We start from the raw sequence: 25,164 nt of genomic DNA, 5'->3' as shown, positions 1-25,164 counted from the left end.
CAGGGTGCCGCCCTTTCCTCTTTGGCGCCGGAGCCGCCGCCGATCGGTCTGAGGGTCGGGGACCGACGACGGCTCCGGGGTTCGGTGGCCGGGGGGCCTAGCGGTGGTCGCTGCCCGCCGACTGAGTCGCCGCGCGGCCGGCCTCGAGGCGCGCGACCGGGATGCGGAACGGGGAGCAGGAGACGTAGTCCAGACCCACCTCGTGGAAGAAGTGGACCGACTCGGGGTCTCCGCCGTGCTCACCGCAGACGCCGAGCTTCAGGTCGGGGCGGGTCTCGCGGCCCGCCTTGGCCGCCGCCTTCACCAGGGAGCCGACACCGTCCTTGTCGATCGTCTCGAACGGGCTGACGCCGAAGATGCCCTTCTCCAGGTAGGCCGTGAAGAAGGAGGCCTCGACGTCGTCGCGGCTGAAGCCCCACACGGTCTGGGTCAGGTCGTTCGTGCCGAACGAGAAGAACTCGGCCGCCTCCGCGATCTGGTCCGCCGTCAGCGCGGCGCGCGGCAGCTCGATCATCGTGCCGATCGCCAGCTTCAGCTCGACGCCGGTCGCGGCCTGGACCTCGGCGATGACCTGGTCGGCCTCGTCGCGGACGATCTCCAGCTCCTGGACGGTGCCGACGAGCGGGATCATGATCTCGGCGCGCGGGTCGCCCTTGGCGTTCTTGCGCTCGGCCGCGGCCTCGGCGATGGCCCGCACCTGCATGGTGAACAGACCGGGGATGACCAGACCGAGGCGTACGCCGCGCAGGCCCAGCATCGGGTTCGCCTCGTGGAGCCGGTGGACGGCCTGGAGCAGGCGCAGGTCGTTCTCGTTGGCGTCCTTGCGGGACTCCGCCAGGGCGACCCGGACCGACAGCTCGGTGATGTCCGGCAGGAACTCGTGCAGCGGCGGGTCGAGGAGGCGAACGGTCACGGGCAGACCGTCCATCGCCTCGAACAGCTCGACGAAGTCCTTCTTCTGCAGCGGCAGGAGCTGCTCCAGGGCCGCCTCGCGCTCAGTCTCCGTGTCGGCCAGGATCAGCCGCTCCACCAGCTCACGCCGGTCGCCGAGGAACATGTGCTCCGTACGGCACAGGCCGATGCCCTGGGCGCCGAAGCGACGGGCGCGCAGCGCGTCCTCGGCGTTGTCCGCGTTGGCGCGCACCCGCAGGCGGCGCTTGCGGTCGGCGAAGGCCATGATGCGGTGGACCGCCTCGACCAGCTCGTCGGCGTCGTCGGCGCCGGCGTGCATCCGGCCCTCGAAGTACTCGACGACCGGGGAGGGGACCACCGGGACCTCGCCCAGGTAGACCTTGCCCGTCGAGCCGTCGATGGAGATCAGGTCGCCCTCCTCGACGATGTGGCCGCCCGGCACCGTCATACGGCGGCGCTTGGTGTCGACCTCCAGCTCCTCCGCGCCGCAGACACAGGTCTTGCCCATGCCGCGCGCGACGACGGCCGCGTGGGAGGTCTTGCCGCCGCGGGAGGTCAGGATGCCCTCGGCCGCGATCATGCCGTCGAGGTCGTCGGGGTTGGTCTCCCGGCGGACCAGGATGACCTTCTCGCCCGAGCGGGACCACTTCACGGCGGTGTACGAGTCGAAGACCGCCTTGCCGACCGCGGCGCCCGGCGAGGCCGCGATGCCCCGGCCGACCTGCTCGGCCTTGGCGTGCTCGTCGAACCGCGGGAACATCAGCTGGGCCAGCTGTGCGCCGGTGACGCGCTGGAGCGCCTCGGTCTCGTCGATCAGGCCCTGGTCCACCAGCTGTGTGGCGATGCGGAAGGCCGCACCCGCCGTGCGCTTGCCGACGCGGGTCTGCAGCATCCACAGCTGGCCGCGCTCGATGGTGAACTCGATGTCGCAGAGATCCTTGTAGTGGTTCTCCAGGGTCTCCATGATCTGCATCAGCTGGTCGTACGACTTCTTGTCGATCTGCTCCAGCTCCGCGAGCGGGACCGTGTTGCGGATGCCCGCCACCACGTCCTCGCCCTGCGCGTTCTGCAGGTAGTCGCCGTACACGCCCTGGTGGCCGGAGGCCGGGTCGCGGGTGAAGGCGACGCCCGTGCCCGAGTCGGGGCCCAGGTTGCCGAAGACCATCGAGCAGATGTTGACCGCCGTGCCGAGGTCGTGCGGGATGCGCTCCTGGCGGCGGTACAGCTTCGCGCGGTCGCCGTTCCACGAGTCGAAGACCGCCTTGATGGCGAGGTCCATCTGCTCACGGGGGTCCTGCGGGAAGTCGCGACCGGCCTCGGTCTTGACGATCTTCTTGAACTTGGTGACCAGCTTCTTCAGGTCGGCCGCTTCGAGGTCGGTGTCGACCGTGACCTTCTTGGCGCTCTTGGCCGCCTCCAGGGCGTCCTCGAAGAGCTCCCCGTCGACGCCGAGGACCGTCTTGCCGAACATCTGGATGAGGCGGCGGTACGAGTCCCACGCGAAGCGCTCGTCGCCGGCCTGCTTGGCCAGGCCCTGGACCGACTTGTCGGAGAGGCCGATGTTCAGGACGGTGTCCATCATGCCCGGCATCGAGAATTTCGCACCGGAACGGACGGATACGAGCAGAGGATTGTCGGCCTGACCGAGCTTCTTGCCCATCTGCGCCTCTAGGGCTTCGAGGTGCGCACTCACCTCGTCACGCAGCGCCGCCGGCTCCTCGCCACTTTCGAGGTACGTCTTGCACGCCTCGGTGGTGATGGTGAAGCCGGGAGGGACCGGGAGGCCCAGGTTGGTCATCTCGGCAAGGTTCGCGCCCTTGCCGCCAAGGAGGTCCTTGAGGTCCTTGTTGCCCTCGGTGAAGTCATAAACGAACTTCACGCCCTCGACGCCGCTCTCAGCTACGTGGGGATCTTTGTTTTCCGACACGAGTCTCGACTCCTCGACGTCGCGGTGGCTGCCCTGACGACGGGGAACATACCCAGATCGAAGGCGCCTGGGTACGTCCACTTGCGCGTCATGCGCCTGTAACCACTCGTCCGCCAGCAGATCGAAAGTCAAAGCTTGGCAAGTCATCGAGGCGGGATGTTTTCACTTCTTGAACGAATCAACGCCCGTAGACCCCCACTGACGCTCAGGTGAGCGACGTCCGGCACGTCTGAGTTTAATCGATGAACGATCAAGGGGTGGCACTGAGTGCCACCCCTTAGGGAAGTGCAGTCGCCCACGATCTGCTCATCTGAGCGGAACCCTTATCAAGGGTGGCGAGAATCACGCCGTAAAGGGCGGCCAAATTTCACCATGCGGACCGCGATGTGGACACCACACATGGATGTCCCCCGCATTGATGTGCCCTGATGTGCCCGAATGCTCCTGCGCACACCTGAGCACGTTCGAGTACGCCGGAGTGCGCCTGAGTGCGCCTGAGTGCGCCTGGGGGTCACACGCCGAGCGCGGCCAGTCGCTTCTCGGCCCGCTCCGGCGCGTACAGGTACTCCACGACCAGCGCGCCGGCCCCGACCAACCCCGCACGCTCGCCCAGCCGCGAGGTCACCACGTCCAGATGAGCGGTGGAACGGGGCAGCGCCCGCTGGTACAGCAACTCCCGCACACCGGTGAGGAAGGGAGTTCCGGCCAAATCCCCGGCGATCATCAGCACACCGGGGTTGAGCAGCGTCACCACGGTGGCCAGTACGTCACCGACCTGCCGCCCCGCCTCCCGCGCGAGCGCCATCGCCTCGGGGTGCCCGGCCGTCAACAGGTCGCGCACATCTGAGCCGGAGGCGGCGGGAACCCCGGAATCGGCGAGCCGTCGCGCTACCGCGCCACCACTCGCGACGGCGGCCAGACAGCCGTACGAGCCGCACCGGCACAGCGCGTCGGCGCCCACCCGAATGTGCCCGATGTCGCCGGCGCCTCCGTCGACGCCGCGATAGATGGCGCCGCCCACGACCATGCCCGCGCCGATACCGGTGGAGACCTTGACCAGGGCGAACGCCGAACAGTGCGGGTATCCGGCGCGCTGTTCGCCGTACGCCATGAGGTTGGCGTCGTTGTCGACGAGTACGGGGACGTCCGCCCTGGCGCCCGAGCACTCGGCGAAGGCGCGGCCCAGGCGTCCTCTTATGTCGTACCCGTCCCAGCCCGGCATGATCGGCGGCTGTACGACGCGGCCGGTGTCACTGTCGACGGGACCCGGCACCGCGAGCCCGATGCCACACACCGCGTCCGCCGGGTGCCCGGCCTTCTCCAGCAGTTCGGCGAACCAGCGCCCGAGTTCGCCGAGGACCGCCTCGGGGCCCTCGTCGATCACCAGGACGCCCGTGTGCTCGGCCAGGATCTCGCCGGTCAGGGTGAGGACGGCCGCCCGGCCGTGCCGGGTGTCGAGGTCGGCGGCGAGGACGACGGCGTGGGCGTCGTCGAACTCCAGGGTGATGGAGGGACGGCCGCCCAGCGGCGAGTCCACCGGACCCCCCGCACCCTCGCGCAGCCAGCCCGCGCGGAAGAGCCGGTCGAGCCGCTGGCCGACCGTGGCCCGCGACAGGCCTGTGGCCTGCTGCAGTGCGCCGCGCGTCGTGGCGCGACCACTGCGCACCAGTTCGAGCAGATCTCCGGCGCTTGCCTGATTCCCGGCCTTCACGGTTCTCCCTGCCCTTCCCGTCATGCGCACCCCCTTGCGTTCCCCAACTCTGCATTACATATTGAGTTTTGCGTGTTAAATAGACGTAACTCTACGGTGCCTACTGCCGAACTGGCCGGTCGGACGTCTTCGGGGAGACCTGAGTGGACAGCACAACCCAGCTCACCGCCCTGCGCACGGGCATCACCACCCCCGTGCGTACCTCCGGCACTCCCGTGCACACCTCCGGCCCGCCCTCTTCGCCCGGTCCGGGCGAGATCAGCCATTCAGGATCGCTTGTATACGATCCCGGGGACCCGACGGGTTCACTGCACGTCAGGGCCGCCCGGGTCCTGAACGGCAACTGGACGGGAACGTCCACGGTGCCCTCGCGCGGCCTGTATCCGCACCAGTGGTCGTGGGACTCCGCGTTCATCGCGATCGGACTGCGCCATGTGTCCCCGCTGCGGGCACAGACGGAGCTGGAGACCCTGCTCGGCGCGCAGTGGGGCGACGGACGGATCCCACACATCGTCTTCAACCCCTCCGTGCCGCTCGACGCGTACTTCCCGAGCCCCGACTTCTGGCGCTCCTCGACCGCGGGGCGCGCTGCGGGCGCCCCGCGCACCGTACAGACGTCGGGAATCGTGCAGCCACCGGTGCACGCGCTCGCCGTGTGGCTGGTGCACCGGGCCGACCCGGGGCTGTCCCGCGCCCGCAACTTCCTCCCCAGGATGTATCCCCGCCTGGCGGCCTGGCACCGCTATCTCCTGCACCGCCGGGACCTGGGCGGCGGTGGTCTCGCCTCCGTGGTCCACCCCTGGGAACAGGGCATGGACAACAGCCCCTGCTGGGACGCTCCGCTGAGCCGGATCACCCCGGCCCCGGCCCGCTCCTTCCGCCGCGCCGACCTCGACCACGGGACCCCCGAGGACCGTCCGACCGACCTCGACTACGGGCGCTACGTACGCCTCGCCACCGACTACCGGGACCGCGGGTACGCGGACGGGGTGGACGAGGGGGTGGCCCGCAGGGCCTCGGTTGAGGGTGGTGATGGGAGACGGGCGGGCGAGTTCGCCGTCGAGGACCCTGCGTTCAACGCCCTGCTGATCGCGTCGGAACACGCGCTGGCGCGCATCGCGCAGGAGCTGGGCGCGGCGGGGACGGCCCGGCATGCCCGGGCCGAGCGCCTGACGGCGGCACTGGTGGAGCGGCTGTGGGATCCGTCGGCGGGCATGTTCTTCTGCCGGGATGTGTACGGCGGGGACGAAGACGAGAGCGGCGCTCACGCTTCGGAGCGGGGCTCTCAGAGCACTGCTCACGCTTCGGAGCGGCGCTCTCCGAGTGGTGCCCTGATCCCCGAGCGCAGTGTCGCCGGGCTGCTCCCGCTCATCCTCCCCGCACTGCCCCGCGACATCGCCGCCACCCTCGTACGCACCGCGAGCGGCCGGCACTTCGGGCTCGGCGGAGAAACGCGGCTCGTGCCGAGTTACGACCTGACCGGGCACGCGTTCGATCCTCACCGGTACTGGCGGGGGCCGGCCTGGTTCAACACCAACTGGCTGCTGGAGCGCGGGCTGCGGCTGCACGGGGAGCACGCGCGGGCGGACGGGCTGCGGGCCGCGCTGCTCGACACGGCCGGGGAGTCCGGGTTCGCGGAGTACGTGGACCCGTACACCGGCGAGGCCTGCGGAGCACTCGGCTTCAGCTGGACGGCCGCGCTGACACTGGACCTGCTGCACGAGCCCTCCGGGGCGGACCAGGTCGTGTCCCACCCGGGGCACGACGCGTTCGACAAGGCACACAGCTCCACGGGGCACGGCACCACACGACACAGCGCATTCGAGACGGGCGCCAAGGGAGGGGACCGGGGATGACGGACCGGCATCATCTGCTCGTGCACGGTGGGACGTTCGCAGCCGTGGGCGACGGCGGGGACATCAGCGGTGTGCGGGGCGGCAGCTCCCCGGACGGGTTATTCGTACGGGACGCCCGGCACCTCAGCCGCTGGCAGCTGACCGTCGACGGCGCGGTGCCGGAGGCGCTCACGCCGGTCGCGGACGGCGACACGGCACGCTGTGTGCTGGTGCCGCGCGGTGGTCGCACCGAGCCGCCCGCGTACACGCTCTTCCGTGAACAGGCCGTCGCGGACAGCGCGTTCGTGGAGGCGCTGCGGGTCACCAGCAATCGCCCGACACCCACCACGGTCCGGATCGCGGTCACCGCGGACGCCGACTTCACGGACCAGTTCGAACTGCGCTCCGACTACCGCACGTACGCCAAGACGGGCGTGGTCCGCCAGCGTCAAGTCCTGGACGACGGCGTGGAGTTCAGCTACCGGCGCGGTGAATGGCGGTCCTCCACGACGGTCACCTCCGAGCCCGCCCCGGACGGCGTCGAGGAGACGGGCACGGGCGCCCGTCGCCTCGTATGGGCCCTGGACCTCGAACCGCATGGCTCGGCGGAGCTCTCGCTGCGGGTCGCGGCGCGTCCGCACGGCGCCACGCAGAAGCCTCGCGTACCGCTCTCCCCCGCAGTCGCCAACGAGCAACTCCTGGCTCTGGAAGACGAGTTCGCGGAGGGCGTGCCCTTCCCGACCGGCTGGCCCGAGCTGGCCGCGGCCTGCGCGCGAGGCCTGTCCGACCTGGCGGTGCTGCAGGTCCCGGCGACGGGCCCGGACGGCGAGGAACTGCGCGTTCCCGCGGCCGGAGTTCCCTGGTTCCTCACCCTCCTGGGCCGTGACGCCCTCCTCACCTCTCTCTTCGCGCTCCCCTACCGCCCCCAGCTCGCCGCCGCCACGCTGCCCGCACTGGCCGCGACCCAGGCGACGGAGACGGGAGCCGGGGCGGTGGCCCAGCCCGGCAAGATCGTGCACGAGGTGCGGCACGGCGAGCTGGCGCACTTCGGGCAGGTGCCGTACGGGCGCTACTACGGTTCGGTCGACGCGACCCCGCTCTTCCTGGTGCTCCTCGGCTCGTACACGGAGCAGACCGGCGACCTGACTCCGGCCCGGCGCCTGGAGGCCAACGCCCGCGCGGCGATCGGCTGGATGCTGGACCACGGCGGGCTGACCTCGCGCGGCTATCTCGTCTACCGCGCGGACGGTGGCGGCCTCGCCAACCAGAACTGGAAGGACTCCCCCGGCGCCATCTGCTCGGCCGACGGCAGCCGTCCCACCGGCCCGGTGATGGCGGCGGGCGCGCAGGGGTACGCGTACGACGCCCTGCGCCGCACCGCACACCTGGCCCGCACGGTCTGGGACGACGAGGTGTACGCGGCCCTCCTGGAGCAGGCCGCCAGTGACCTGCGCGATCGCTTCCAACGGGACTTCTGGATGACCGAACACGCCTTCCCGGCACTGGCGTTGGACGGCGACGGCCACCACGTGGACGCGCTCGCGTCGGACGCGGGCCACCTCCTGTGGTCCGGCCTCCTGGACAAGGAGTACGGCGAACTGGTCGGCCGCCGTCTCCTGGAGCCGGACTTCTTCTCCGGCTGGGGCGTCCGCACGCTGGCCGCCGACCAGCCGGCGTACCACCCGCTCTCGTACCACCGCGGCTCGGTCTGGCCCCACGACAACGCCCTGATCACCCTGGGCCTGGCCCGCTACGGCCTGCACGACGAGGCCCGTACGGTCGCCCACGCCCTCGTCGACGCGGCCACGGCCGCCGGCCACCGCCTCCCGGAGGTCCTCGCGGGCTACGGCCGCGACACCCATGGCGAGCCGGTCCCGTACCCCCACGCCTGCGTCCGAGAATCCCGCTCGGCAGCGGCACCACTGGCTCTGCTCACCGCCGTAGGGGGCGCCTGACCAGCCCGTTCACCGCCCGCAGCCAAAAGGAATCACGTCCGACCCGCAGCCGCCCACACACGGAAGGGGCCGTGCCGGTACATCACCGCCCGTCGCTTACAGCTCCGCACAGCCAAGTCGAACCATCTGCAACCTCGAGCAGTACGCACGCCACGCGACGGGCGGATGTACCGGCACGGCCCCGACCCACCCACTGCTGGTAGGCGAACCCGCGAAGCGAGGCGAGGCGAAGCAAGGCGAAGCAAGGCGAAGCAAGGCGGCACTCAGCCCCCGGACGTATCCAGCTCCGCGTCCTCGCCGATCCCTGCGCAGTCGTACGGGTCCTTCAGCCACCCGTCCGGCAGGACGACCCGGTTGTTGCCGGAGGTACGACCGCGAGGCCCGTCCGCACCGAGGGGCCAGGCCTGGTCGAGGTCCAACTCGTCGAGCCCCTCGGAGAGTTCGGCCAGCGACGAGGTGATCGCGAGGCGCTTACGCATCTCGGAGCCGACCGCGAAGCCCTTCAGGTACCAGGCGACGTGCTTGCGGAAGTCGATGACACCGCGCGCCTCGTCACCGATCCACTCACCGAGCAGGGTGGCGTGCCGGACCATGACGGCAGCGACCTCGCGCAGCGTCGGGCGGGCGTAGGCGTCCGTACGGCCCTCGAAGGCGGCCACCAGGTCGCCGAACAGCCAGGGCCGGCCGAGGCAGCCGCGCCCCACGACAACCCCGTCGCACCCGGTCTCCCGCACCATCCGCACCGCGTCCTCCGCGGACCAGATGTCGCCGTTGCCGAGCACCGGGATCTCCGGCACATGCTCCTTGAGGCGCGCGATGGCGTCCCAGTCCGCCGTGCCGCCGTAGTGCTGCGCGGCGGTGCGCCCGTGCAGGGCGATCGCCGTCACGCCCTCCTCGACCGCGATCCGGCCGGCGTCGAGGAACGTGATGTGGTCGTCGTCGATGCCCTTGCGCATCTTCATCGTGACCGGCAGATCCCCGGCGCCGCTGACGGCCTCGCGGAGGATCGCCCGCAGCAGGTTCCGCTTGTACGGGAGGGCGGAGCCGCCGCCCTTGCGGGTCACCTTCGGAACCGGGCAGCCGAAGTTCAGGTCGATGTGGTCGGCCAGGCCCTCCTCCGCGATCATGCGGACGGCCTTGCCGACGGTCGCCGGGTCCACGCCGTACAGCTGGATCGAGCGCGGCTTCTCGCTCGCGTCGAAGTGGATCAGCTGCATCGTCTTCTCGTTGCGCTCGACCAGCGCCCGCGTGGTGATCATCTCGCTGACGAACAGACCCTTGCCGCCACTGAACTCGCGGCACAGCGTGCGGAACGGCGCGTTCGTGATCCCCGCCATGGGGGCGAGGACGACGGGCGGCTGGACCGTGTGGGGGCCGATCGACAGCGGGGACGCGGGAGCGAGGGTGGGCGTGGACATTCCCCCATTGTCGCGTACGGCGACGTGTGCTCGTACGGCCCCGGGGCGAACAGATCGCGCGACGCGGAACGGAAGATCATGTAGCGGTCATTAGTTAGACGCACTATTGAAAAGGGCGTACTCTGGTGGGATGCCAGAGCTCAGCCACCGTCACCGGATGCTGGTGCTCGCGATCTGCTGTATGAGCCTGCTGATCGTGAGCCTGGACAACACGGTTCTGAACGTCGCCCTGCCCTCGATGCAGAAGGAACTGCACGCGAGCGTGGCGGGCATGCAGTGGACGATCGACGCCTACACCCTGGTGCTGGCCTCGCTGCTGATGCTCGCGGGCTCGACCGCCGACCGCATCGGGCGGCGCAAGGTCTTCATGGCGGGCCTGATCATCTTCACGATCGGCTCGGTGCTGTGCTCCCTCGCCCCGAACCTCGACTCCCTCATCGCCTTCCGCATGGTGCAGGCGGTCGGCGGTTCGATGCTGAACCCGGTGGCGATGTCGATCATCACCAACACCTTCACGGACCCGCGCGAGCGCGCCCGCGCGATCGGTGTGTGGGGCGGCGTGGTCGGCATCTCGATGGCCGCCGGACCACTGGTCGGCGGCCTGCTCGTGGACTCGGTCGGCTGGCGGTCGATCTTCTGGATCAACCTCCCGGTGGGCCTGGCCGCGCTCCTGCTCACCCTGCGCTACGTTCCCGAGTCCCGCGCCCCCAAGGCCCGCCGCCCCGACCCGGTCGGCCAGCTCCTCGTCATCGCGCTGCTCGGCTCACTGACGTACGCGATCATCGAGGCGCCCAGCTCCGGCACCCTCAAGACCCTCGACCTCGGCGCGATCGCCGTCGCCGCGCTGCTCGGCCTTCTGTGGTACGAACCCCGGCGCGCCGAACCCCTGATCGACCTGCGCTTCTTCCGCTCGGCGCCGTTCAGCGGGGCCACCGTCATCGCCGTCAGCGCGTTCGCGGCGCTCAGCGGCTTCCTGTTCCTGTCGACGCTCTATCTGCAGAACGTCCGCGGCCTGAACGCACTGGACGCGGGGCTGTGGATGCTGCCCATGGCAGCCATGTGCTTCGTCTGCGCGCCCGTGTCGGGCCGACTGGTCGGCAGCCGCGGCCCGCGCTTCTCGCTCCTGGTCGCCGGGGTCGCGATGACCGCGAGCGGCATCCTCTTCGCCGCCTTCGAGGCCGAGACCTCGAACGCCACACTGGTCCTCGGTTACGTCCTCTTCGGCCTGGGCTTCGGCTTCGTGAACGCCCCCATCACCAACACCGCCGTCTCCGGCATGCCCCGCAGCCAGGCGGGCGTCGCCGCCGCCGTCGCCTCGACCAGCCGCCAGATCGGCGGCACCCTCGGCGTCGCCGTGGTCGGCGCCGTGCTGGCGTCCGGGGTGCGGGCATCGGCCTACCAGGACACGTTCGTGTCGGCCGCCCGCCCCGGCTGGTGGATCATCGCCGGGTGCGGTCTCGCGGTCCTGGTCCTGGGCGCGTTGACCAGCGGACGCTGGGCGCGCGGCACGGCCGAGCGGACGGCACGACAGCTGGAGGCCCCGGAGGTACCGGACGAGGTGGGCGTACGGGCCCCGGACGCATCCGCCGCCTAGCTTCGGGCCCCCCGCGGCACAGACGCCCCGGTGCCGCCTATGCGGCCCCGGCCCCGGCCTCGACGTCCGCCCCCAGCGCGATCTCGTACAGCTTCTCCAGGCGCTCGCGGGTCGCCTCGTCCGTGGGGGCGTACGTCACCATCCGGGCGCCCATGTCGGGGGCCAGCCACAGGTCTGTGTGGTCGAGGGTGAGCAGCCCGACGTACGGGTTGAGGAACTGCTTGGTCTTGCTGCGGGCGCCGCCGACCACCTCGTACCGCTCCCAGATCTCCCGGAATTCCGTCGACTCCGCCTTCAACCGCTTGACCAGCATCTTCCAGGCGGGTTCGCCGAGGTGTCCGGCCATCGAGGCGCGCAGCTTGGCGGCCATCACACGCATGGTCTCGTCGAGCAGCACGATCGACTTGCGCCACTCCGCGTTCGTGTAGACGAGGATCATGCAGTTGCGGTCCTCGGGCGGTAGGGCGTCGAGATCGCTCATCATCAGACGGGCGTACGTGCGGTTGTGGGCCAGGATGTCGTAGCGGCTGTTCTGGATGCAGGCCGGGAGCGGCTCCAGCTGGGTGAGTACGTGGCGCAGGGCCGGGGTGATGGTCGGGCACTGCGCGGCGGGCGAGGGGTCGATGGCGCCGGCCAGCTGGAAGAGGTGGGCGCGCTCGCTGGAGTCGAGCAGCAGGGTGCGGGCCAGGGCGTCGAGGACCTGCTCGGAGACCTGGATGTCACGGGCCTGCTCGAGCCAGGTGTACCAGGTGACGCCGACGGCGGAGAGCTGCGCGACCTCCTCGCGGCGCAGGCCCGGGGTGCGCCGGCGACGGCCGCGGGGCAGTCCGACCTGCTCGGGCGTGATGCGTTCGCGGCGGTTGCGCAGGAAGGTGGCTAGCTCGTGCCGCCGGATCTCACTGCCGCGGGGGGCTGCGGTGCCGTGCGGCTGCGGGGGTTCGGGGGTGTCCACCGGGGCGGCGGTGCCCAGCGTCGTCCCCGGCGCGGCGGCGGTGGCCTTCGGGGCAGGGCTGCCGGTCGTCGTCTCCTGCGCCATGGTCGTCATGCCTCCAGCCTGCCGTTCACCGGAACCTGTTTCCAGGTACTGCTTCTACCAGGATAAGAAGACTCTGGTACCAGCCTGAGGCCGGGAGAAGGCTGGACCACGTGACCGAAACCGGAACTATCACAACCCCAGTCCGCTCCGCCGCCGCACCACCCGTGCTCGGCGGTCTCGGACTCTTCACCGTGCTGCTCGGTGCGGCACTGCCTCTCATCGACTTCTTCATCGTCAACGTAGCCCTGCCGACCATCGGCCATGACCTGAACGCGAGCGAGGCCGTCCTCGAACTCGTCGTCGCCGGCTACGGAGTCGCGTACGCCGTCCTGCTCGTCCTCGGCGGACGCCTCGGCGACCTCTTCGGCCGCCGCCAGTTCTTCCTCGGCGGCATGGCGGCCTTCGGCCTGACCTCACTGGTGTGCGGGCTCGCGCCCACCGCCTGGACGCTGGTGGCGGCGCGCGTCGCGCAGGGCGCGGCGTCCGCGGCGATGCTGCCGCAGGTGCTCGCCACCATCCAGTCGGCGACCGCGGGCCCGCGCCGCGCCAAAGCCATGGGTCTGTACGGGGCGACGGCCGGCCTGTCCATGGTGGCCGGGCAGATCCTCGGCGGCATCCTGGTCGCGGCGGACATCGCGGGTACCGGCTGGCGCTCGGTGTTCCTCGTCAACGTGCCCGTCGTGATCCTCGGTCTGATCCTGGCCGCACGCGCCGTGCCCGAGACGCGCTCGCAGCACCCGGAGCCGATCGACGCGCCGGGCACGGTACTGCTCGCGATCTCCCTGCTCACCCTCCTCGTCCCGCTGACGGAGGGCAGGGCGGCGGGCTGGCCCCTGTGGACCTGGGTGTCACTCGCCCTGTTCCCCGTCGCGGCGGCGGCGTTCTACATCGTCGAACGCCGGGAGGACCGCGGCGGCCGTACGCCGCTGGTCCCCCCGAGCCTCTTCTCGCTGCTCTCGTTGCGCCGCGGCCTCGTGATGATCGTGCCGTTCTCGATCGGCTTCAGCGGGTTCATGTTCGTGATCGCGGTGGCGTTGCAGCGGGGTGCGGGCCTCGGTCCGGTGCCCGCGGGCCTGGCTCTCGCGCCCATGGCGGTCGTCTTCTTCGTCGTCTCCCTGTGCGGTCCCAGGCTGGTCGCCCGGTACGGCACCCGGATCGTCACCGCCGGCGGGCTGATCCAAGCGGTGGGTGTGTCCCTTCTCGTGGTGACCGCCTGGCGGTCCTGGCCGCACCTCGGCGTGTGGGAGCTGCTGCCGGGCGCGGCGGTCGCGGGCGCGGGGCAGGCCCTCCAACTCCCCGTCATCTTCCGGATCATTCTGTCCGAGGTCCCGCCCGCCCGGGCCGGCGTGGGCAGTGGCGTGATGATCACCACCCAGCAGTCGGCCCTCGCCCTCGGCGTCGCCACCCTCGGCACCCTCTTCCTCTCCCTCGCCTCGACCCACGGCATGCGTGATGCCCTCGTGACGACCCTCCTGGTCCAACTGGCGGGGGTGATCCTGACCGCGGCACTGAGCCTGCGCCTGCCACGGACGATCGGCTGACCTCGACCGTCGGAGGCGCCCCGCAGGGGGTGCGCCCGTGCGCGGCGGAGGCCTGGGCAGGTGGGGCGACCAGGGTCTCCCGGGTGTGAGACTGGTGGGCTCGCATGTCGAGGTGTCGCGTATTCAGGCTGGGATGCGGGGGCTCCATCACTCTGCGTCGACCACTCATGCGGGGTCCTGGGTCTGCGTTGAAAGCGACGGTGGCATGATCCGGGCCATGGATCAGCTTTCGTACTCGACTGCATGGCTGTCACGGTGGCGTGACGAGGTCACGGATGCGGTGAGCTCCCTGGTGTTGACGTTCGAGGAGACGAACGGCTACGAGCCGGGCACGAATGAAGTCCGGCTCGCCGGTAAAGAGGATTCTCGGGCTGTCCGTGACGGTGGCCGGGAGCTTCAGGGATTCGAGGATCTGCTGACGTTCTACGAGTCGATCGGGGAGGTCGTGCTGCCAGACGTGGGCAACGGCTTCTTCGTCCACTCGCCGTGCGACGTCCTGCACCGGCTCGCGGAGGAAGGGCCGGTCTCCCTCCCGGAAGCGGACGACCCTCACGGGATGGTGATCGCTTCGAATGGTGGGGGCATCCTCTATGTCGCAGACCGGGGTGGCGCGATCTACCGGTCTCGGACCGCGTCCTTGGACGGTGCGGAGTTCGACAAGGCCGCCGACCATCTGCCGCAGTTCCTTGATCGCGTCCGCCGCTGCGTCGTCCGTTTCGTGGAAACGGGCGAGACCGGAGATCTGTAGCGATCACCGGCTGTGGTCGCCGGGGGGCGTATCGGCTCCAGGTCCCGCCGGCTTCGGTGACCAGACGGGTGGCTGTCTTGTCGTGGTAGCCGAGTGCCTTCGCGATGACGGGGGCCGGGGCCTGGAGGACGAGTTGGCGGATCGCGGAGGTCCTGCCGCGCTGTGGTGGGACACCGATCTCGCGTAGGTCGGGTCCAGCCAAGGTACGTGCAAAACGGGCCATGAGATGATCTTGAAGGTCGATTCACTGTCAGCCGGTTCGGAGGGCGGCGAAGGCGGCCTGAGCTGCTTCGGCGGCTTCCGGGTACGCCTGGCGCCTCTCGTGTTCGGCGAGCGCCCGGTAGATGCTGGCCAGGCCGGGGTTCTGGCCCTTGCGCTTGCCGGTAGGGATGATCAGGTCGATCTGCTCGACGGACTCGCCCGCCGCCCGGCGCTGTCACACCTCGGAGGCGTACACCTTCGGCGTCCGGCACTTGCCGCCCATCCGCCGCCGGTGTGAAGCGGCGACGTTCCCGACATGCTGCCGTCCGGCGCCGACATACCTGTCGCCACACGTGTCGCAGCGCCAGTGGTAGACCTCCGAGCGGGGCAGGGCGTCGGGCTCGCGGTTGGACGTGATCGCCTTGAACAGCAGCTTCAACAGGTTCATCGTCGTCGTTCTCCTCGTCTGGGTGGCCCCGACCCTTGCCGGGGCCATCACACGTTCCGTAGGGGTCCAGCCAAGGTGAGGCCAAAAGCCGCCACGGGATGATCTTGAAGTCCTGGTAGGGGTTGAGTCAGGCGATGACGAAGGGGATGAACGCCACCTCGGCACGGGGAGCACTGCCCGGATCTCCGCTGCCCCGGACAACGAAACCCCATTGCCGGTCCTCGTCAGCTCTGCTGGAGTCGAAGGACTCGCACTGCGGGTGGGAACGGATCGCGGAGATAGTGTCGGCGATCCGGGCATCCGGGTCCTTCTCCCGGTAGAACATCAGCAGAGACGTCCGGCGGCCGCCGTTGTCCGTGTACCTGAGCAGCTGGTCCAGCGCGTCGGTGACCGACTTCGGCCCGGTGTAGAACTTGCACTCGGAGATCGACACGTTGCGGTCTCCGACTCGGATCAGGATGTCCGTCTTGCCCTTGCCGTTCAGGGTCTCGCCCGTGGACTGCCCTTCAAAGTAGGCGTTGAGGGCGACGAGCAGCACGTCTCGCAGCCGCTCCTCAGGCATGTCGGAGGTCAGGAGGCCCAACCGCTCCATCGCGTTACGGGCACCCCGCAGAAGCCTGAGGGATTCCGCGTACGCCCTGGCGTCGTGCCGCGCCACCTCGGGCCGCCACTCGCCGACCGGCAGGATCTGGAGGGTCGGGCTGACCTGGTAGCCGTCCCGGGCCAGCGCGGCTGTGACCTTCGCCAGCGTCCCGTCCCAGCCGTAGGAACCGGTGCACTCATCCAGCATGCCCTCGAACGCGCGCAGGGCCCGCTGTACCTGTCCCTCGTCGGTCCAGTCAACGCCTTCGGCGAAGGAGCTGAAGACCTGCTTGCGAGCTCCACCCGAGCGAGTCTGCGCGGCCTCCACGGGAGAGAAGCCCTCACCTGTCCAGCATGCTCGCAGGGGACTCAGCTCGATGATGGAGCTGAGCTCCCAGAAGAGCTGGCGCGTCCGGGCGCTGACTATCTCGACAGCTGTATCCATCGGGCCAGGTTAAGAGCCTGAACCGTGTCGGTGACGACGTTTCAGGTCCATCGCTCTCTGTACGTGGAGGCTCCCATCGGAGGAGAGCGCCGACACGCCCGACGACACTCAGCTCTCCAACTTCTCCACCACTACTTTCCGTGGTGGAGAAGGGAGTCAGCCGGTTCAAGGCGGTGCTGGGCTAGTTCAGATAAGACCAGATCGGCGCCCTCGGCCTGGTCCTCAACGCCGTCGTCCTCTTCAACACCAGGTACATGGACGCCGCGGTGAACCAACTGCGCGCGGACGGCTTCGACGTCCGCGACGAGGACGTGGCCCGCCTCTCGCCGTTTGTACGGCAGCACATCAACATGCTGGGCCGGTACTCCGGATGAAGCCAACAGAACCGGCCGGAGCGGCGGTGCTGAAGGTGATGTCACGGTCGGGGGCGAAGAGCGGGGCGGGGTTGATCACCTTGTAGGTGCGGGTCGGGTTCTGAGTCATCGTTGAGCCTCTCGCGCGGGGCGGGGCGGTCCTCTTCACGGACTGCTCCCTCACCCACTCCGAGGCGCTCAGAACCGGCCGGACAGCAACGCGTCGCACAGAAGACGCTCACATTCACTCGAACGGGTGAATTTTGGTGCTGCCATTCAGGAGCCCCTGCGCCAGCTAGCCGAGACCCCCACAGCACTGTTTCCGCAGGTCAGAGGCCTGCGAGAGGTGCGAGTGTAGAGAAAATCGACGGTCCTGCTATTCAGGTCGCCCACGAAGCGCAAACCCGCAGATCAACCCCAGGGGCGCACGCGCACGCGAACGCGCCAACGAAGCTCATGGCTCCGCAAGTCGTCGCGGCGCCACCGGCTACGTGAACGGCCTGACCTGCTGCTCAACTGTTCTCGGCAGTCGCAAGACCGCCGATACGGAGAGGGGTCGCCCCCTAGGAAGGGCGACCCCATGCGCTCCGTGAATCGCACTTCGCAGGCAACGACATCACTGGAGGCACCACCATCGTGACATCACGAGACAAGATCATCGAATCCGGCAAGCGCGACCCGTCCATCGCCGTCCGGTTCCGGCTCCGGCTCCCGTCGAAGACGACAGCAGCGGTCGTCTCCTCCCTGGGGACCCAGGCGGCGCAGGCGGCCGGTTACATCCCCGTCGGCCCGGGGGCCGCGCTCACCCTCGCGCTCACCGCGTTCGGGTTCCTCGCCTCGGACGTCGTCGACTTCCGCGACTGACGTGCGGACGGGGAGCGTCCCAGTGCCGGGCGCTCCCCGTCGGCCGGGTGGAGCGCTCCCCGTCGGCCGGGTGGATCAGGCGGCCGTGTCGACGTCGTCCGGCGTTGGGGCGCAGGCGTACAGCCGTTGGCGGAGTCGTGCGTGACGTCCCGCGAAACGCGAACAGGCCCCCCGCAGCGTGCGGGGGCCTGCCGGTCGCGCTCGCCGGTTGTGGGCCGCGCGGGCTCAGCGCGCCGATTTGGGGTGCCGGTAAGAACCGTGTCACCGATCCTGCTGGCTTATTCGGGGTCACACGGCGAGGGAGAGGTCGAGCCGGGCGAGATGGCTGACGCGGGTGCGGTCCAAAGGATGCCCGCTCCACCAGGCGTCAAGGCGTATGAGGTTGAGCGCGACAGCGGCGAAGACGTGCTCGATGTGGGTCTTTGGCAGACCGCGGTAGCGGGCGCGTCTCATGCCGGTGACCACGACGGCCTGGTGGATGGTTCCCTCGACACCAGCGCGGGCCGCGTACTTGGCGCGCCACTGCTCGTCGGTCTGCTGGGCGCGCGCGTGGTCGAGAGCCTCTTGCCGGTCTCGGGGCTTCAGCGAGAGGGTGCGGCCTCCGGTTTTGGAGCGAGTGCACTGGTCACGTACCAGGCAGGGGCGGCAGATCTCCTTGTCGAACTTCACCACGATGGCCTTGGTGCCGCGCTGGCTGGCGGGGCTCCACCAGGTGCTGGTGTTGCCGCGTGGGCAGGTGGCCTGCCGCTTGTCCCAGTCAATGGTGAAGGCGGTGCGGTCGAATCCGGCGCCGGCGCGTGCTTGGGGCGAGCTGTTCAGCAGGACCGGGGTGATCAGGGCGACGCCGAAGCGCTTCTTCACGCCCACGATCAGCTCGGCGGAGGGGTAGCCGGAATCGAGGTAGTGCTCGGCGGGCAGCAGGTCACGGGCGGCGAGCATGTGGTGGATCGGCTCGGTCATCTCCGCGTCGGTCACCGTGGCGTCGGTGGTTGCGATGTTGGTGATGATGCGCGGCGGTGGACCGTCGGGGCCGTGGACCGCCCGGTAGTCGACGGCCGCGGCCTGGTGGTCGGTTTCCTCGCAGGTCTCGCTGATGTGGACCTTGTAGCCGGTCCACCAGGAACCCTGTTTGAGACCGTAGCGCGCGTCCGTGTCGTAAGGGGAGGCCAGCCGGAGTCTGCCTGGCGGGAGGTCTCCGCTCTCCCGCCGCGCCACCTCCGGCCCGGCCTCGGTCACGGTGCGGTGATAGTTCTGTAGCCACACCGAGCGCAGGACCCGCAGCGCCGGGAGCTCCCGCAGCCAAACCGGCGTGTGAGGGGCGTGCACGGCCTCCAGCAGCGTGAACCCGTCTTGGCCGTAGACCAGGGCCATCTCCTGGCGTTTGGCCTTGGAAGCGGGTGGGTGCCAGGAGTTGGTCCGTGGACCGTAGCGTTCGGCCCACTCCCGCACGGGCACCGCCTTGGCCAGCCAGTCCGGTGCCGCGCAGGCCAGCGTCTCCAGCGAGGCCCGCAGCGTCTCCCCGGCCAGCTCCAGTCGGTTCAGGTCCCGTACCGCCGCCAGCACGCGGGTGGAGTCGGTGCGCTGCTTGCCGCCCGCCTTCACCAGGCCCCGGTCCCTGAGCGCGGTCAGCAGCAGGTCGAGCGCCTTCTCCTCCAACCCGTGCTCGACCAATCGCGCACGGAACTCCGACAGCACCGAGGCGTCGAACCCCGGATCGTCCAGATCCAGACCGAGCGCGTATTTGAAGTCCATGTCGTACCGCACCCGATGCGCTGCCGCCCGGTCGGTGAGGTTCTCGGCGAACTGTAGGACCGTCACCAGCGCCAGTCGGCCCGGTGACCAGCCAGGCCGCCCTCGCGCCCCGAACGTCTCGGCGAACTCGGCATCCGCAAACAGCTCACCCAGCTCGTCACGGACCCGCATCGCCAGGGGATACGGCCCCTGCGCCGCTACCGACCGGGCTACCTGCGCGGTCAGCTCCGGCACTTGCGGCCACGGCCTCGGCTGCATCGACATCCCACACCCCACCCGCGACCGGGAACGCCAAGACGGCCGCTGCTCTACGGGACAACGAGCCGTCAGTCCTACCGGGGGTTTCGTAAGCGAGAGCGAGCAACGTTTGTCCACGGTTTCGGGCAGCACTTAGCGATCGGGCAGTTCGAAAATGTCGATGAGAACTGACAACGCTGGCGCTCGGCTGTGACTGGAAGGACAGCGTCGAGTGCTTGCGCGAGCCGTGCGAGGATCGCGACGTGAACGATCTGCACTTCCGCCTCGCCGAAGACACCGACCTCGCCACTCTCGTTCGTCTGCGTGACGACGCTGCCCGCTGGATGCTCGCCCAGGGCATCACCGGCCAGTGGCACCCCGGCCAACTGGACGAGGACCACTTCCGCAAGACCATGGTGAGTGGTGAGGTCTGGCTCGCCGAGGCCGATGGTCGCGTGGCCGGGGCATGGGAGCTGTGGTGGGAAGACGAGGACGCCTGGGGACCGCAACCGCCGGTGGCCGGCTATGTGCATCGGCTGATGGTGGACCGCAGCAGCGCTCAGCCGGGGACGGGGCAGTTTCTGCTGCGTGCTGCGGAGCGCCGCGTTGCCGCGGCGGGGCGGGCGTTCGTGCGTCTGGACTGCCTGGCCGGCAACACACGCCTGAACGCCTACTACCTGAACGCCGGCTACCGGGTCGTCGGCCACAAGGCAGGCAAGCCGCAGCCGGGCGGTGCACCCAAGTCGTTCACCCTTCTGGAGAAGACCTCCGGGTCGGCCGCGGGTACTGAGCGACAAGTGGTGTCAGGTTCCGCTGACAAAACCACACCGGGCACGGAATAAGCCAGCAGGATCGGTGACGCGGTTCTTACCGGCACCCCGATTTCGGAGTGTCGTATTCCACAGGGCGATGTCCTCGGCGGTGCGGCCGGAGACGGCGGCGCGCTTAGAGCGCATCACCACCCACCACAGGATCAGCGCGGCGAGTGATGCCCGGCGTACGCGCACGCCCGGTAGGGGTCGTGCAAGCCCTTCAGCTCCCCGGTGAGGAACTCCAGGCCGACGTCGCTCGCCTTCAGCTCTTCGGCGAGCCGTACCGATTTTCCCCGGGGCCGCTTCAGGACACCTTGCCCAGGGTGGCGGCGGGTCCAATGGCGCCGTGCCGCGTGCGCGAGGCATGAAGGCGTGCCTGGCCCACGATTCCCTGAGATGTTCCCCGCCCCCGACAATGCCCCCGTGGACTCAACGACGTTGCTCGGCCTCGCCGGCATCAGCGGCACGCTTCTTGGCGCGGTCGTCGGAGCGGCTGGCACGCTGGGCTCGGCCAGGATCACCAGCCGGGCACAGACGAACACGGAGGAACAGAAGGCCCGTCGGCAGGCGTACAGCGCATGCGCTACGGCTCTCCTCGCCCGGCGGGACGCCGCAGACGCACTCTTGGACATGTTCAAGGGCGACGACTTCGACCAGGCCGCCGTGCAGGCACGGCTCCAGGAGGTCGACGAGCAGCGTGATGCGGTCGCGCGGGCCGTCGGCGCCGTAGCGATCGAGGGCCCGTACGACATCGCCAACAGTGCCGAGTTCGCCGCGAAGGCCATCGAGCTTCTGTCCGGACGGATCCGCGACTGGACTGCGGAAGTCGCTGGTGGCCGCGACCGCGACGAACTACTCCAGAGCCAGCTGCAGTTCGCCCTCCGGGACCAGGGCGACATGGAGCGGATGCTCGACAACTTCACCGCCGGGTGCCGCAAGATACTCCGCCCCACCGAGCGGGACCGGCCGACACGTAGAGGCCTCCTGCGACGCCGATGAGCGCTCGCCTACACCTCGAATGCTAGCTGTCCGGAGGCTTCGAGGGCGGTGCGACAGTCTTCTCGAAGTACAACACCCCACCCCGAGCTGCGGATGTGGCACTCACGCTTCGTCGCTTGATCATGCGGCTGGAAGGGACCCGTCGGGCAACAACCAGCCCTCATCTGCGCAGGAGGCGTCCGTCCCGTCGTTGCGGCACCGCACGGCATCTCCGCAGGTGCCTCACGGTATGGCCGTGGTCACACAGGCGTGGCGGATCAGTCTGGCAGCGCGGCACATGCCAATACGTCTGCGACACGCGCGTGGTGGGTCAATTTTCGCGTCGATCCCCACATCTAGTGGTTGGATTGCAACAGCAGCCCAAGTGTTGTGGTCCCCCAGGTCTTCAGGCCTCCGGTGGGCTCGTATGCTTGGGGCTGCTTCCTCACACGGAGCTCCTCACGTGCTTCGCCCTCCCGGGCGAAGGCCCTGTCTCAAGGGCCACTTGGGGCTGAGTGAGAGGAGGCATCGATGGATCAGCACGAGCACTGCGCTTGCGACAAGCGCGTCCTGACCTGGCGTCAGGCACTTGTCGACTGGGCGCCCGTGATCGTCGCAGCCATCGATGTACTGCGGTCCTTCTGGTCTTGACCAGAAGCCGGAAAGCCCGCCGGCAAACGTCCGTGCTCAGCAGTGAGCCCGGCCGCTAGTTGGACGGCCGGGCTCGGTGACTGCGGTACTCGAAGCGGAGGGTCTGATGTCGGTGGCCGCCGGCATCGGGCCCTTCGCGACGTTCCGGGACGGGACCAGTCCCAGTGAGTCCTGGTGGGTCCCGGTGAGTCCTCTGCATCGTACGGCACCCGACCTCTGACTGACACGAGAGGTGTCAACCGGCCTGTCGGCGGCCCCCTGACCCCCGCTTCCGCGGCACCGCCCGGCGCGGGAAGGGAGTGGAGGGTTCCAGATGCCGCCTCGCTCGGCCCATCACGTCTAACCAATGCCCTTCATATCCGAGGCGACAAACCGGTGCCGGTGTGGCGGCGGCGCAATGGGCCTACCTCGCGGTCCATCATGCCGTCCGCCAGTTCGCCCACGCAGCAGCGGCCGCCGGCCCGACCGTGGACACCGACCGGCTCTCCTACCTGCGCTGCGTTCGGATCATCCGCCGGAGCGTCCTGTCACAGGCCGGTGCCACCAGGACCAAGCTCACCCGAGAATGGTCCGAGGCAGCCCAGGAAGCCCGCAGCCGACTACTGCCGCCACGGGCCAAGAGGGACTGCCCTCGCGCGATCAAGAAGCCGCTCTGATGGCCGATCCTGCGGACCCGAGCCGGGCGCGTCAAGGTCAGCCCCGGCCGCTGGAACCACAACCAGACGACCAAGCAACGCAAGTACAGAGGTGCGGGAAGACCCTTCGCCGAATCAGCGCAAACCTCGCCACCTCCCTGAGCCGGGCGGGCACATGCCGCTACCACTCCGGCGGCGTCAGCGAACTCAAATCCCGGGAACACCGTCCAGGGTCCCGCATGATCATTGCGTGAGACGTGTACCGAAGCAGGTCGGGCTGCTCTATGTCGTCCTGGTTGGGGCGTTCCTGGCGTGGTACATCGCAGGCGGGCACAAGGTCGACGTTCTGGTTACCGTGGTCTCCGCGTTCACTGCCCTGCTGGCGTTGCCCGCCGCAGTAGTCGCCGTGCTCCGCTCCGGCAAGACCGGGTCGGCGCCCGCCCGTCTGGGGGACATGGCCGACCAGCTCGCCCAGGCGGTACGCCAGCAGTGGGAGGCCGAGGCCGGGCTACGCTGCCTCAACGACCCTTTCCCGCTGCCGGTCGCATGGGAGGCGGCCGACGCGGACCTCGTCGAGTCGTGGACGCACCTGAAGGAGCTGGCCGAGGACTGGCCTGGCCAGTCTCCCGGAGCCGACTCCGCGTGGGCTCTCAGCCCGGCAGGGTTGGCCGGCAAGGGGGGCGACATCATCCAGGTCTTCGAGCGCGTACCCACACGCCGCCTGGTGGTCCTCGGCGAACCCGGTGCCGGCAAGACCATGCTGCTCATCCGCCTCCTGCTGGCCCTGCTCGAACACCGCCCGCCCGGCGGCCCCGTCCCGGTCCTCTTCCCCCTAGCCTCCTGGGACCCAGCCCGGCAGGACCTGTACGCATGGATGGCCGACGAACTCGCCCAGGACCACCCCGCTCTACGCGCCCTCATCCCCCCAACCCCCCACAGGCCAGTACTGGCTCCCAGGCACGCGCCTTGCTCGAGCAGCGGCTGGTCCTGCCGATCCTCGACGGCCTGGACGAGCTCCCCGAAAGCCTGCGGGCCCAGGCCCTGCACGCTATCAACCAGGCACTGCCGGCCCGACAGCCGCTGGTGCTCTCCACCCGCACCGCCGAGTACCGCAGCGCCCTGACCCCACCTGCCGGGGTCACCGTGCTCTTGAACGGAGCCGCGGGAATCTGCCTCCTCCCTCTTGACCCTGCGAGAGCGCGCGCTTACTTGGAGCGCGACGCCGGAGGCCCCGGAACCGAGGCGGCAGCCCGCTGGCACCGGGTCACCGCTTCACTGGGCACTAGCAGTCCCGTCTCCCAGGCGCTCAGCACCCCGCTCGGTCTGTTCCTGGCCCGCACGATCTACAACCCGCGCCCCGACGAGCACCTCATCGAACTCGCCCACCCCGACGAACTCCTCGACCAGGCCCGCTTCCCCGCCCGCGAGGACATCAACACCCATCTGTTCGCGGCCTTCATCCCTGCCGCCTACCGCCCCCACCCTCACCTCCCCACTCACTGGACCGCCCAAAAAGCCCAGCGCACCCTCTCCTTTCTGGCCTGTCACCTCCAACGCACCCTCGGCGGTTCCCCCAACCTTGCCTGGTGGCAACTCTCCAAAGCTCTGCCCAAGGAGGTAACAGTGCTCACGATCGGGCTGACAGCCTGGCTCGTGAGCGGGATTCCCTTCGGCCTCTTCATCGGGCTCACCTCCCCCGACCAGCTCCAGCTCGCAGCCGGGCTTGCCGAGGGGCTCGTGCTAGCGATCCCAGTCCCAGTGGCGGCGCTATTGTGTGCCTGGTCTGCAAGAGACCGAAATCCAAGTTCGGGGATCCGCTGGAGCTGGAAAGGGAAATCCTGGCTCACGTGCGGACTTACCGTCGGGCTCGCCTTGGGGCTCACCATCGGACTCCCCATCGCGCTCTGGCTCGGGTTGTCCCAGGCCGGGCTCGTGCTGGGGCTCGTAGTCGGACTCTCTTTCGGGCTCATCGGCGGGCTCAGGTCGCAACACCCTGACCTGAGCAAGGCAGTGGGACCCGGCGTAATCCTGGCCCGCGACCGTCGCACCTTCTCGGCCATTACGCTCGCAGGCGGCCTCATGGGCGCGCTCGTCTTCACGCTTGCGGGTGCCCTCATGCTCTCGTACGGGATGACGGAAGTGTTCCCATTCATCTCGGTGCTCGGAATCGCGGTGGGGCTCCTGGTCGGGTTCTTGCTCGGACTCGCTCGGTCGGTGTGGATGGAGTTCCTAGTGGCGCGGACCGCACTGGCGGCAGCGGGGCGTGTGCCCTGGCGCTTCATGCGTTTCCTGGCCGACGCCCACGAACGACGCGGAGTACTACGACAAGCGGGAGCGGTCTACCAGTTCCGACATCTCGACCTCCAACGCCACCTCGCACAACGCCACCTCGCACAACGCCAACCATGACCGGCCGCGTTGTCTTGGCAGGGGGCGAGTCGTGGTGGCCAGCTAAGACAACTGCATTGGCCTTCGCCGGCCCCCGGACCCCCGCTTCCGCGGCACCGACCGGCGCGAGCCGGAAGCGGA

17 protein-coding genes and 1 pseudogene are annotated in these 25,164 nt (G+C 69.4%); 11 read left to right on the top strand and 7 right to left on the bottom strand.

Going from position 1 to position 25,164, the window contains the following annotated elements:
* Positions 1–97: 97 nt before the first annotated feature.
* Complete coding sequence (ppdK, locus tag IEY95_RS08305) at positions 98–2,839, bottom strand: pyruvate, phosphate dikinase (protein ID WP_189185214.1); 2,742 nt, start codon at positions 2,837–2,839, stop codon at positions 98–100.
* A 511-nt stretch (positions 2,840–3,350) separates the two neighbouring features.
* Positions 3,351–4,574: an ROK family transcriptional regulator gene (locus tag IEY95_RS08300; RefSeq protein WP_189185213.1), complete on the bottom strand. Its 1,224-nt coding sequence runs from the start codon at positions 4,572–4,574 to the stop codon at positions 3,351–3,353.
* Positions 4,575–4,693: 119 nt separating this feature from the next.
* Between IEY95_RS08300 and IEY95_RS08295 the strand changes: the two genes are divergently transcribed.
* The gene (locus tag IEY95_RS08295) at positions 4,694–6,406 is read left to right on the top strand and encodes an MGH1-like glycoside hydrolase domain-containing protein (RefSeq protein WP_373294445.1); all 1,713 of its coding nucleotides are present in this window, start codon (positions 4,694–4,696) and stop codon (positions 6,404–6,406) included.
* Entirely contained in the window at positions 6,403–8,340 is a 1,938-nt protein-coding gene (locus IEY95_RS08290; protein WP_189185212.1) for an amylo-alpha-1,6-glucosidase, read from the top strand. Before IEY95_RS08295 ends, IEY95_RS08290 begins: the two co-directional genes overlap by 4 nt.
* 263 nt (positions 8,341–8,603) lie before the next feature.
* Here IEY95_RS08290 and dusB read toward each other — a convergent pair whose 3' ends face one another.
* Positions 8,604–9,758 carry a tRNA dihydrouridine synthase DusB gene (gene dusB / locus IEY95_RS08285; RefSeq protein WP_189185211.1) on the bottom strand — a complete coding sequence of 385 codons (1,155 nt, stop codon included), beginning with the start codon at positions 9,756–9,758 and terminating at the stop codon, positions 8,604–8,606.
* Positions 9,759–9,888: 130 nt separating this feature from the next.
* Between dusB and IEY95_RS08280 the strand changes: the two genes are divergently transcribed.
* A complete protein-coding gene (locus IEY95_RS08280) occupies positions 9,889–11,352 on the top strand; it encodes an MFS transporter (RefSeq protein ID WP_189185210.1) in 1,464 nt (487 codons plus the stop codon).
* 37 nt (positions 11,353–11,389) lie between these two features.
* On the opposite strand, the gene IEY95_RS08275 is transcribed toward IEY95_RS08280, so the two are convergent.
* Entirely contained in the window at positions 11,390–12,397 is a 1,008-nt protein-coding gene (locus IEY95_RS08275; protein ID WP_189185209.1) for a helix-turn-helix transcriptional regulator, read from the bottom strand.
* A 101-nt stretch (positions 12,398–12,498) separates the two neighbouring features.
* Here IEY95_RS08275 and IEY95_RS08270 point away from each other — a divergent pair, with 101 nt between their 5' ends.
* Both IEY95_RS08270 and IEY95_RS08265 read left to right on the top strand, forming a co-directional pair.
* On the top strand, positions 12,499–13,929 hold the full coding sequence (locus IEY95_RS08270) for an MFS transporter (protein ID WP_189185208.1): 1,431 nt from the start codon (positions 12,499–12,501) through the stop codon (positions 13,927–13,929).
* Positions 13,930–14,146: 217 nt separating this feature from the next.
* The gene (locus tag IEY95_RS08265) at positions 14,147–14,677 is read left to right on the top strand and encodes a hypothetical protein (protein WP_229702688.1); all 531 of its coding nucleotides are present in this window, start codon (positions 14,147–14,149) and stop codon (positions 14,675–14,677) included.
* A gap of 436 nt (positions 14,678–15,113) precedes the next feature.
* Here IEY95_RS08265 and IEY95_RS08255 read toward each other — a convergent pair whose 3' ends face one another.
* Both IEY95_RS08255 and IEY95_RS08250 read right to left on the bottom strand, forming a co-directional pair.
* Complete coding sequence (locus IEY95_RS08255) at positions 15,114–15,326, bottom strand: hypothetical protein (protein WP_189185462.1); 213 nt, start codon at positions 15,324–15,326, stop codon at positions 15,114–15,116.
* Positions 15,327–15,453: 127 nt separating this feature from the next.
* Positions 15,454–16,353 (bottom strand): hypothetical protein, encoded by a 900-nt coding sequence (locus IEY95_RS08250; RefSeq protein WP_189185207.1) that lies wholly within the window; start codon positions 16,351–16,353, stop codon positions 15,454–15,456.
* A gap of 194 nt (positions 16,354–16,547) precedes the next feature.
* Between IEY95_RS08250 and IEY95_RS08245 the strand changes: the two are divergent.
* Positions 16,548–16,721 (top strand): annotated as a pseudogene (locus IEY95_RS08245) (Tn3 family transposase); the annotation flags it as partial.
* A gap of 621 nt (positions 16,722–17,342) precedes the next feature.
* Positions 17,343–17,570: a hypothetical protein gene (locus IEY95_RS08240; RefSeq protein WP_189185206.1), complete on the top strand. Its 228-nt coding sequence runs from the start codon at positions 17,343–17,345 to the stop codon at positions 17,568–17,570.
* A 288-nt stretch (positions 17,571–17,858) separates the two neighbouring features.
* Here IEY95_RS08240 and IEY95_RS08235 read toward each other — a convergent pair whose 3' ends face one another.
* A complete protein-coding gene (locus IEY95_RS08235; RefSeq protein ID WP_444544760.1) occupies positions 17,859–19,580 on the bottom strand; it encodes an IS1182 family transposase in 1,722 nt (573 codons plus the stop codon).
* Between the two features lie 242 nt (positions 19,581–19,822).
* Here IEY95_RS08235 and IEY95_RS08230 point away from each other — a divergent pair, with 242 nt between their 5' ends.
* From IEY95_RS08230 to IEY95_RS08215, 4 genes are all read left to right on the top strand, one after another.
* The gene (locus IEY95_RS08230; protein WP_189185204.1) at positions 19,823–20,401 is read left to right on the top strand and encodes a GNAT family N-acetyltransferase; all 579 of its coding nucleotides are present in this window, start codon (positions 19,823–19,825) and stop codon (positions 20,399–20,401) included.
* Between the two features lie 393 nt (positions 20,402–20,794).
* On the top strand, positions 20,795–21,370 hold the full coding sequence (locus tag IEY95_RS08225) for a hypothetical protein (protein WP_189185203.1): 576 nt from the start codon (positions 20,795–20,797) through the stop codon (positions 21,368–21,370).
* 1,013 nt (positions 21,371–22,383) lie between these two features.
* Positions 22,384–22,656: a hypothetical protein gene (locus IEY95_RS08220; protein WP_189185202.1), complete on the top strand. Its 273-nt coding sequence runs from the start codon at positions 22,384–22,386 to the stop codon at positions 22,654–22,656.
* Positions 22,657–23,601: 945 nt separating this feature from the next.
* A complete protein-coding gene (locus tag IEY95_RS08215; protein WP_189185201.1) occupies positions 23,602–25,044 on the top strand; it encodes a hypothetical protein in 1,443 nt (480 codons plus the stop codon).
* The last annotated feature ends 120 nt before the right edge of the window (positions 25,045–25,164 follow it).

The organism is Streptomyces albiflavescens, assembly GCF_014645835.1.
Taxonomy (GTDB): Bacteria; Actinomycetota; Actinomycetes; order Streptomycetales; family Streptomycetaceae; genus Streptomyces; species Streptomyces albiflavescens.
This window is presented reverse-complemented; position numbering and strand designations above follow the sequence as displayed.

Coding starts and splice junctions, on each gene's coding strand:
- dusB (WP_189185211.1), bottom strand. CDS start 9,758: ATGTCCACGCCCACCCTCGCTCCCGCGTCCCCGCTGTCGATCGGCCCC.
- IEY95_RS08280 (WP_189185210.1), top strand. CDS start 9,889: ATGCCAGAGCTCAGCCACCGTCACCGGATGCTGGTGCTCGCGATCTGC.
- IEY95_RS08290 (WP_189185212.1), top strand. CDS start 6,403: ATGACGGACCGGCATCATCTGCTCGTGCACGGTGGGACGTTCGCAGCC.
- IEY95_RS08250 (WP_189185207.1), bottom strand. CDS start 16,353: ATGGATACAGCTGTCGAGATAGTCAGCGCCCGGACGCGCCAGCTCTTC.
- IEY95_RS08275 (WP_189185209.1), bottom strand. CDS start 12,397: ATGACGACCATGGCGCAGGAGACGACGACCGGCAGCCCTGCCCCGAAG.
- IEY95_RS08255 (WP_189185462.1), bottom strand. CDS start 15,326: ATGAACCTGTTGAAGCTGCTGTTCAAGGCGATCACGTCCAACCGCGAG.
- IEY95_RS08265 (WP_229702688.1), top strand. CDS start 14,147: ATGGATCAGCTTTCGTACTCGACTGCATGGCTGTCACGGTGGCGTGAC.
- IEY95_RS08235 (WP_444544760.1), bottom strand. CDS start 19,580: ATGCAGCCGAGGCCGTGGCCGCAAGTGCCGGAGCTGACCGCGCAGGTA.
- IEY95_RS08300 (WP_189185213.1), bottom strand. CDS start 4,574: ATGACGGGAAGGGCAGGGAGAACCGTGAAGGCCGGGAATCAGGCAAGC.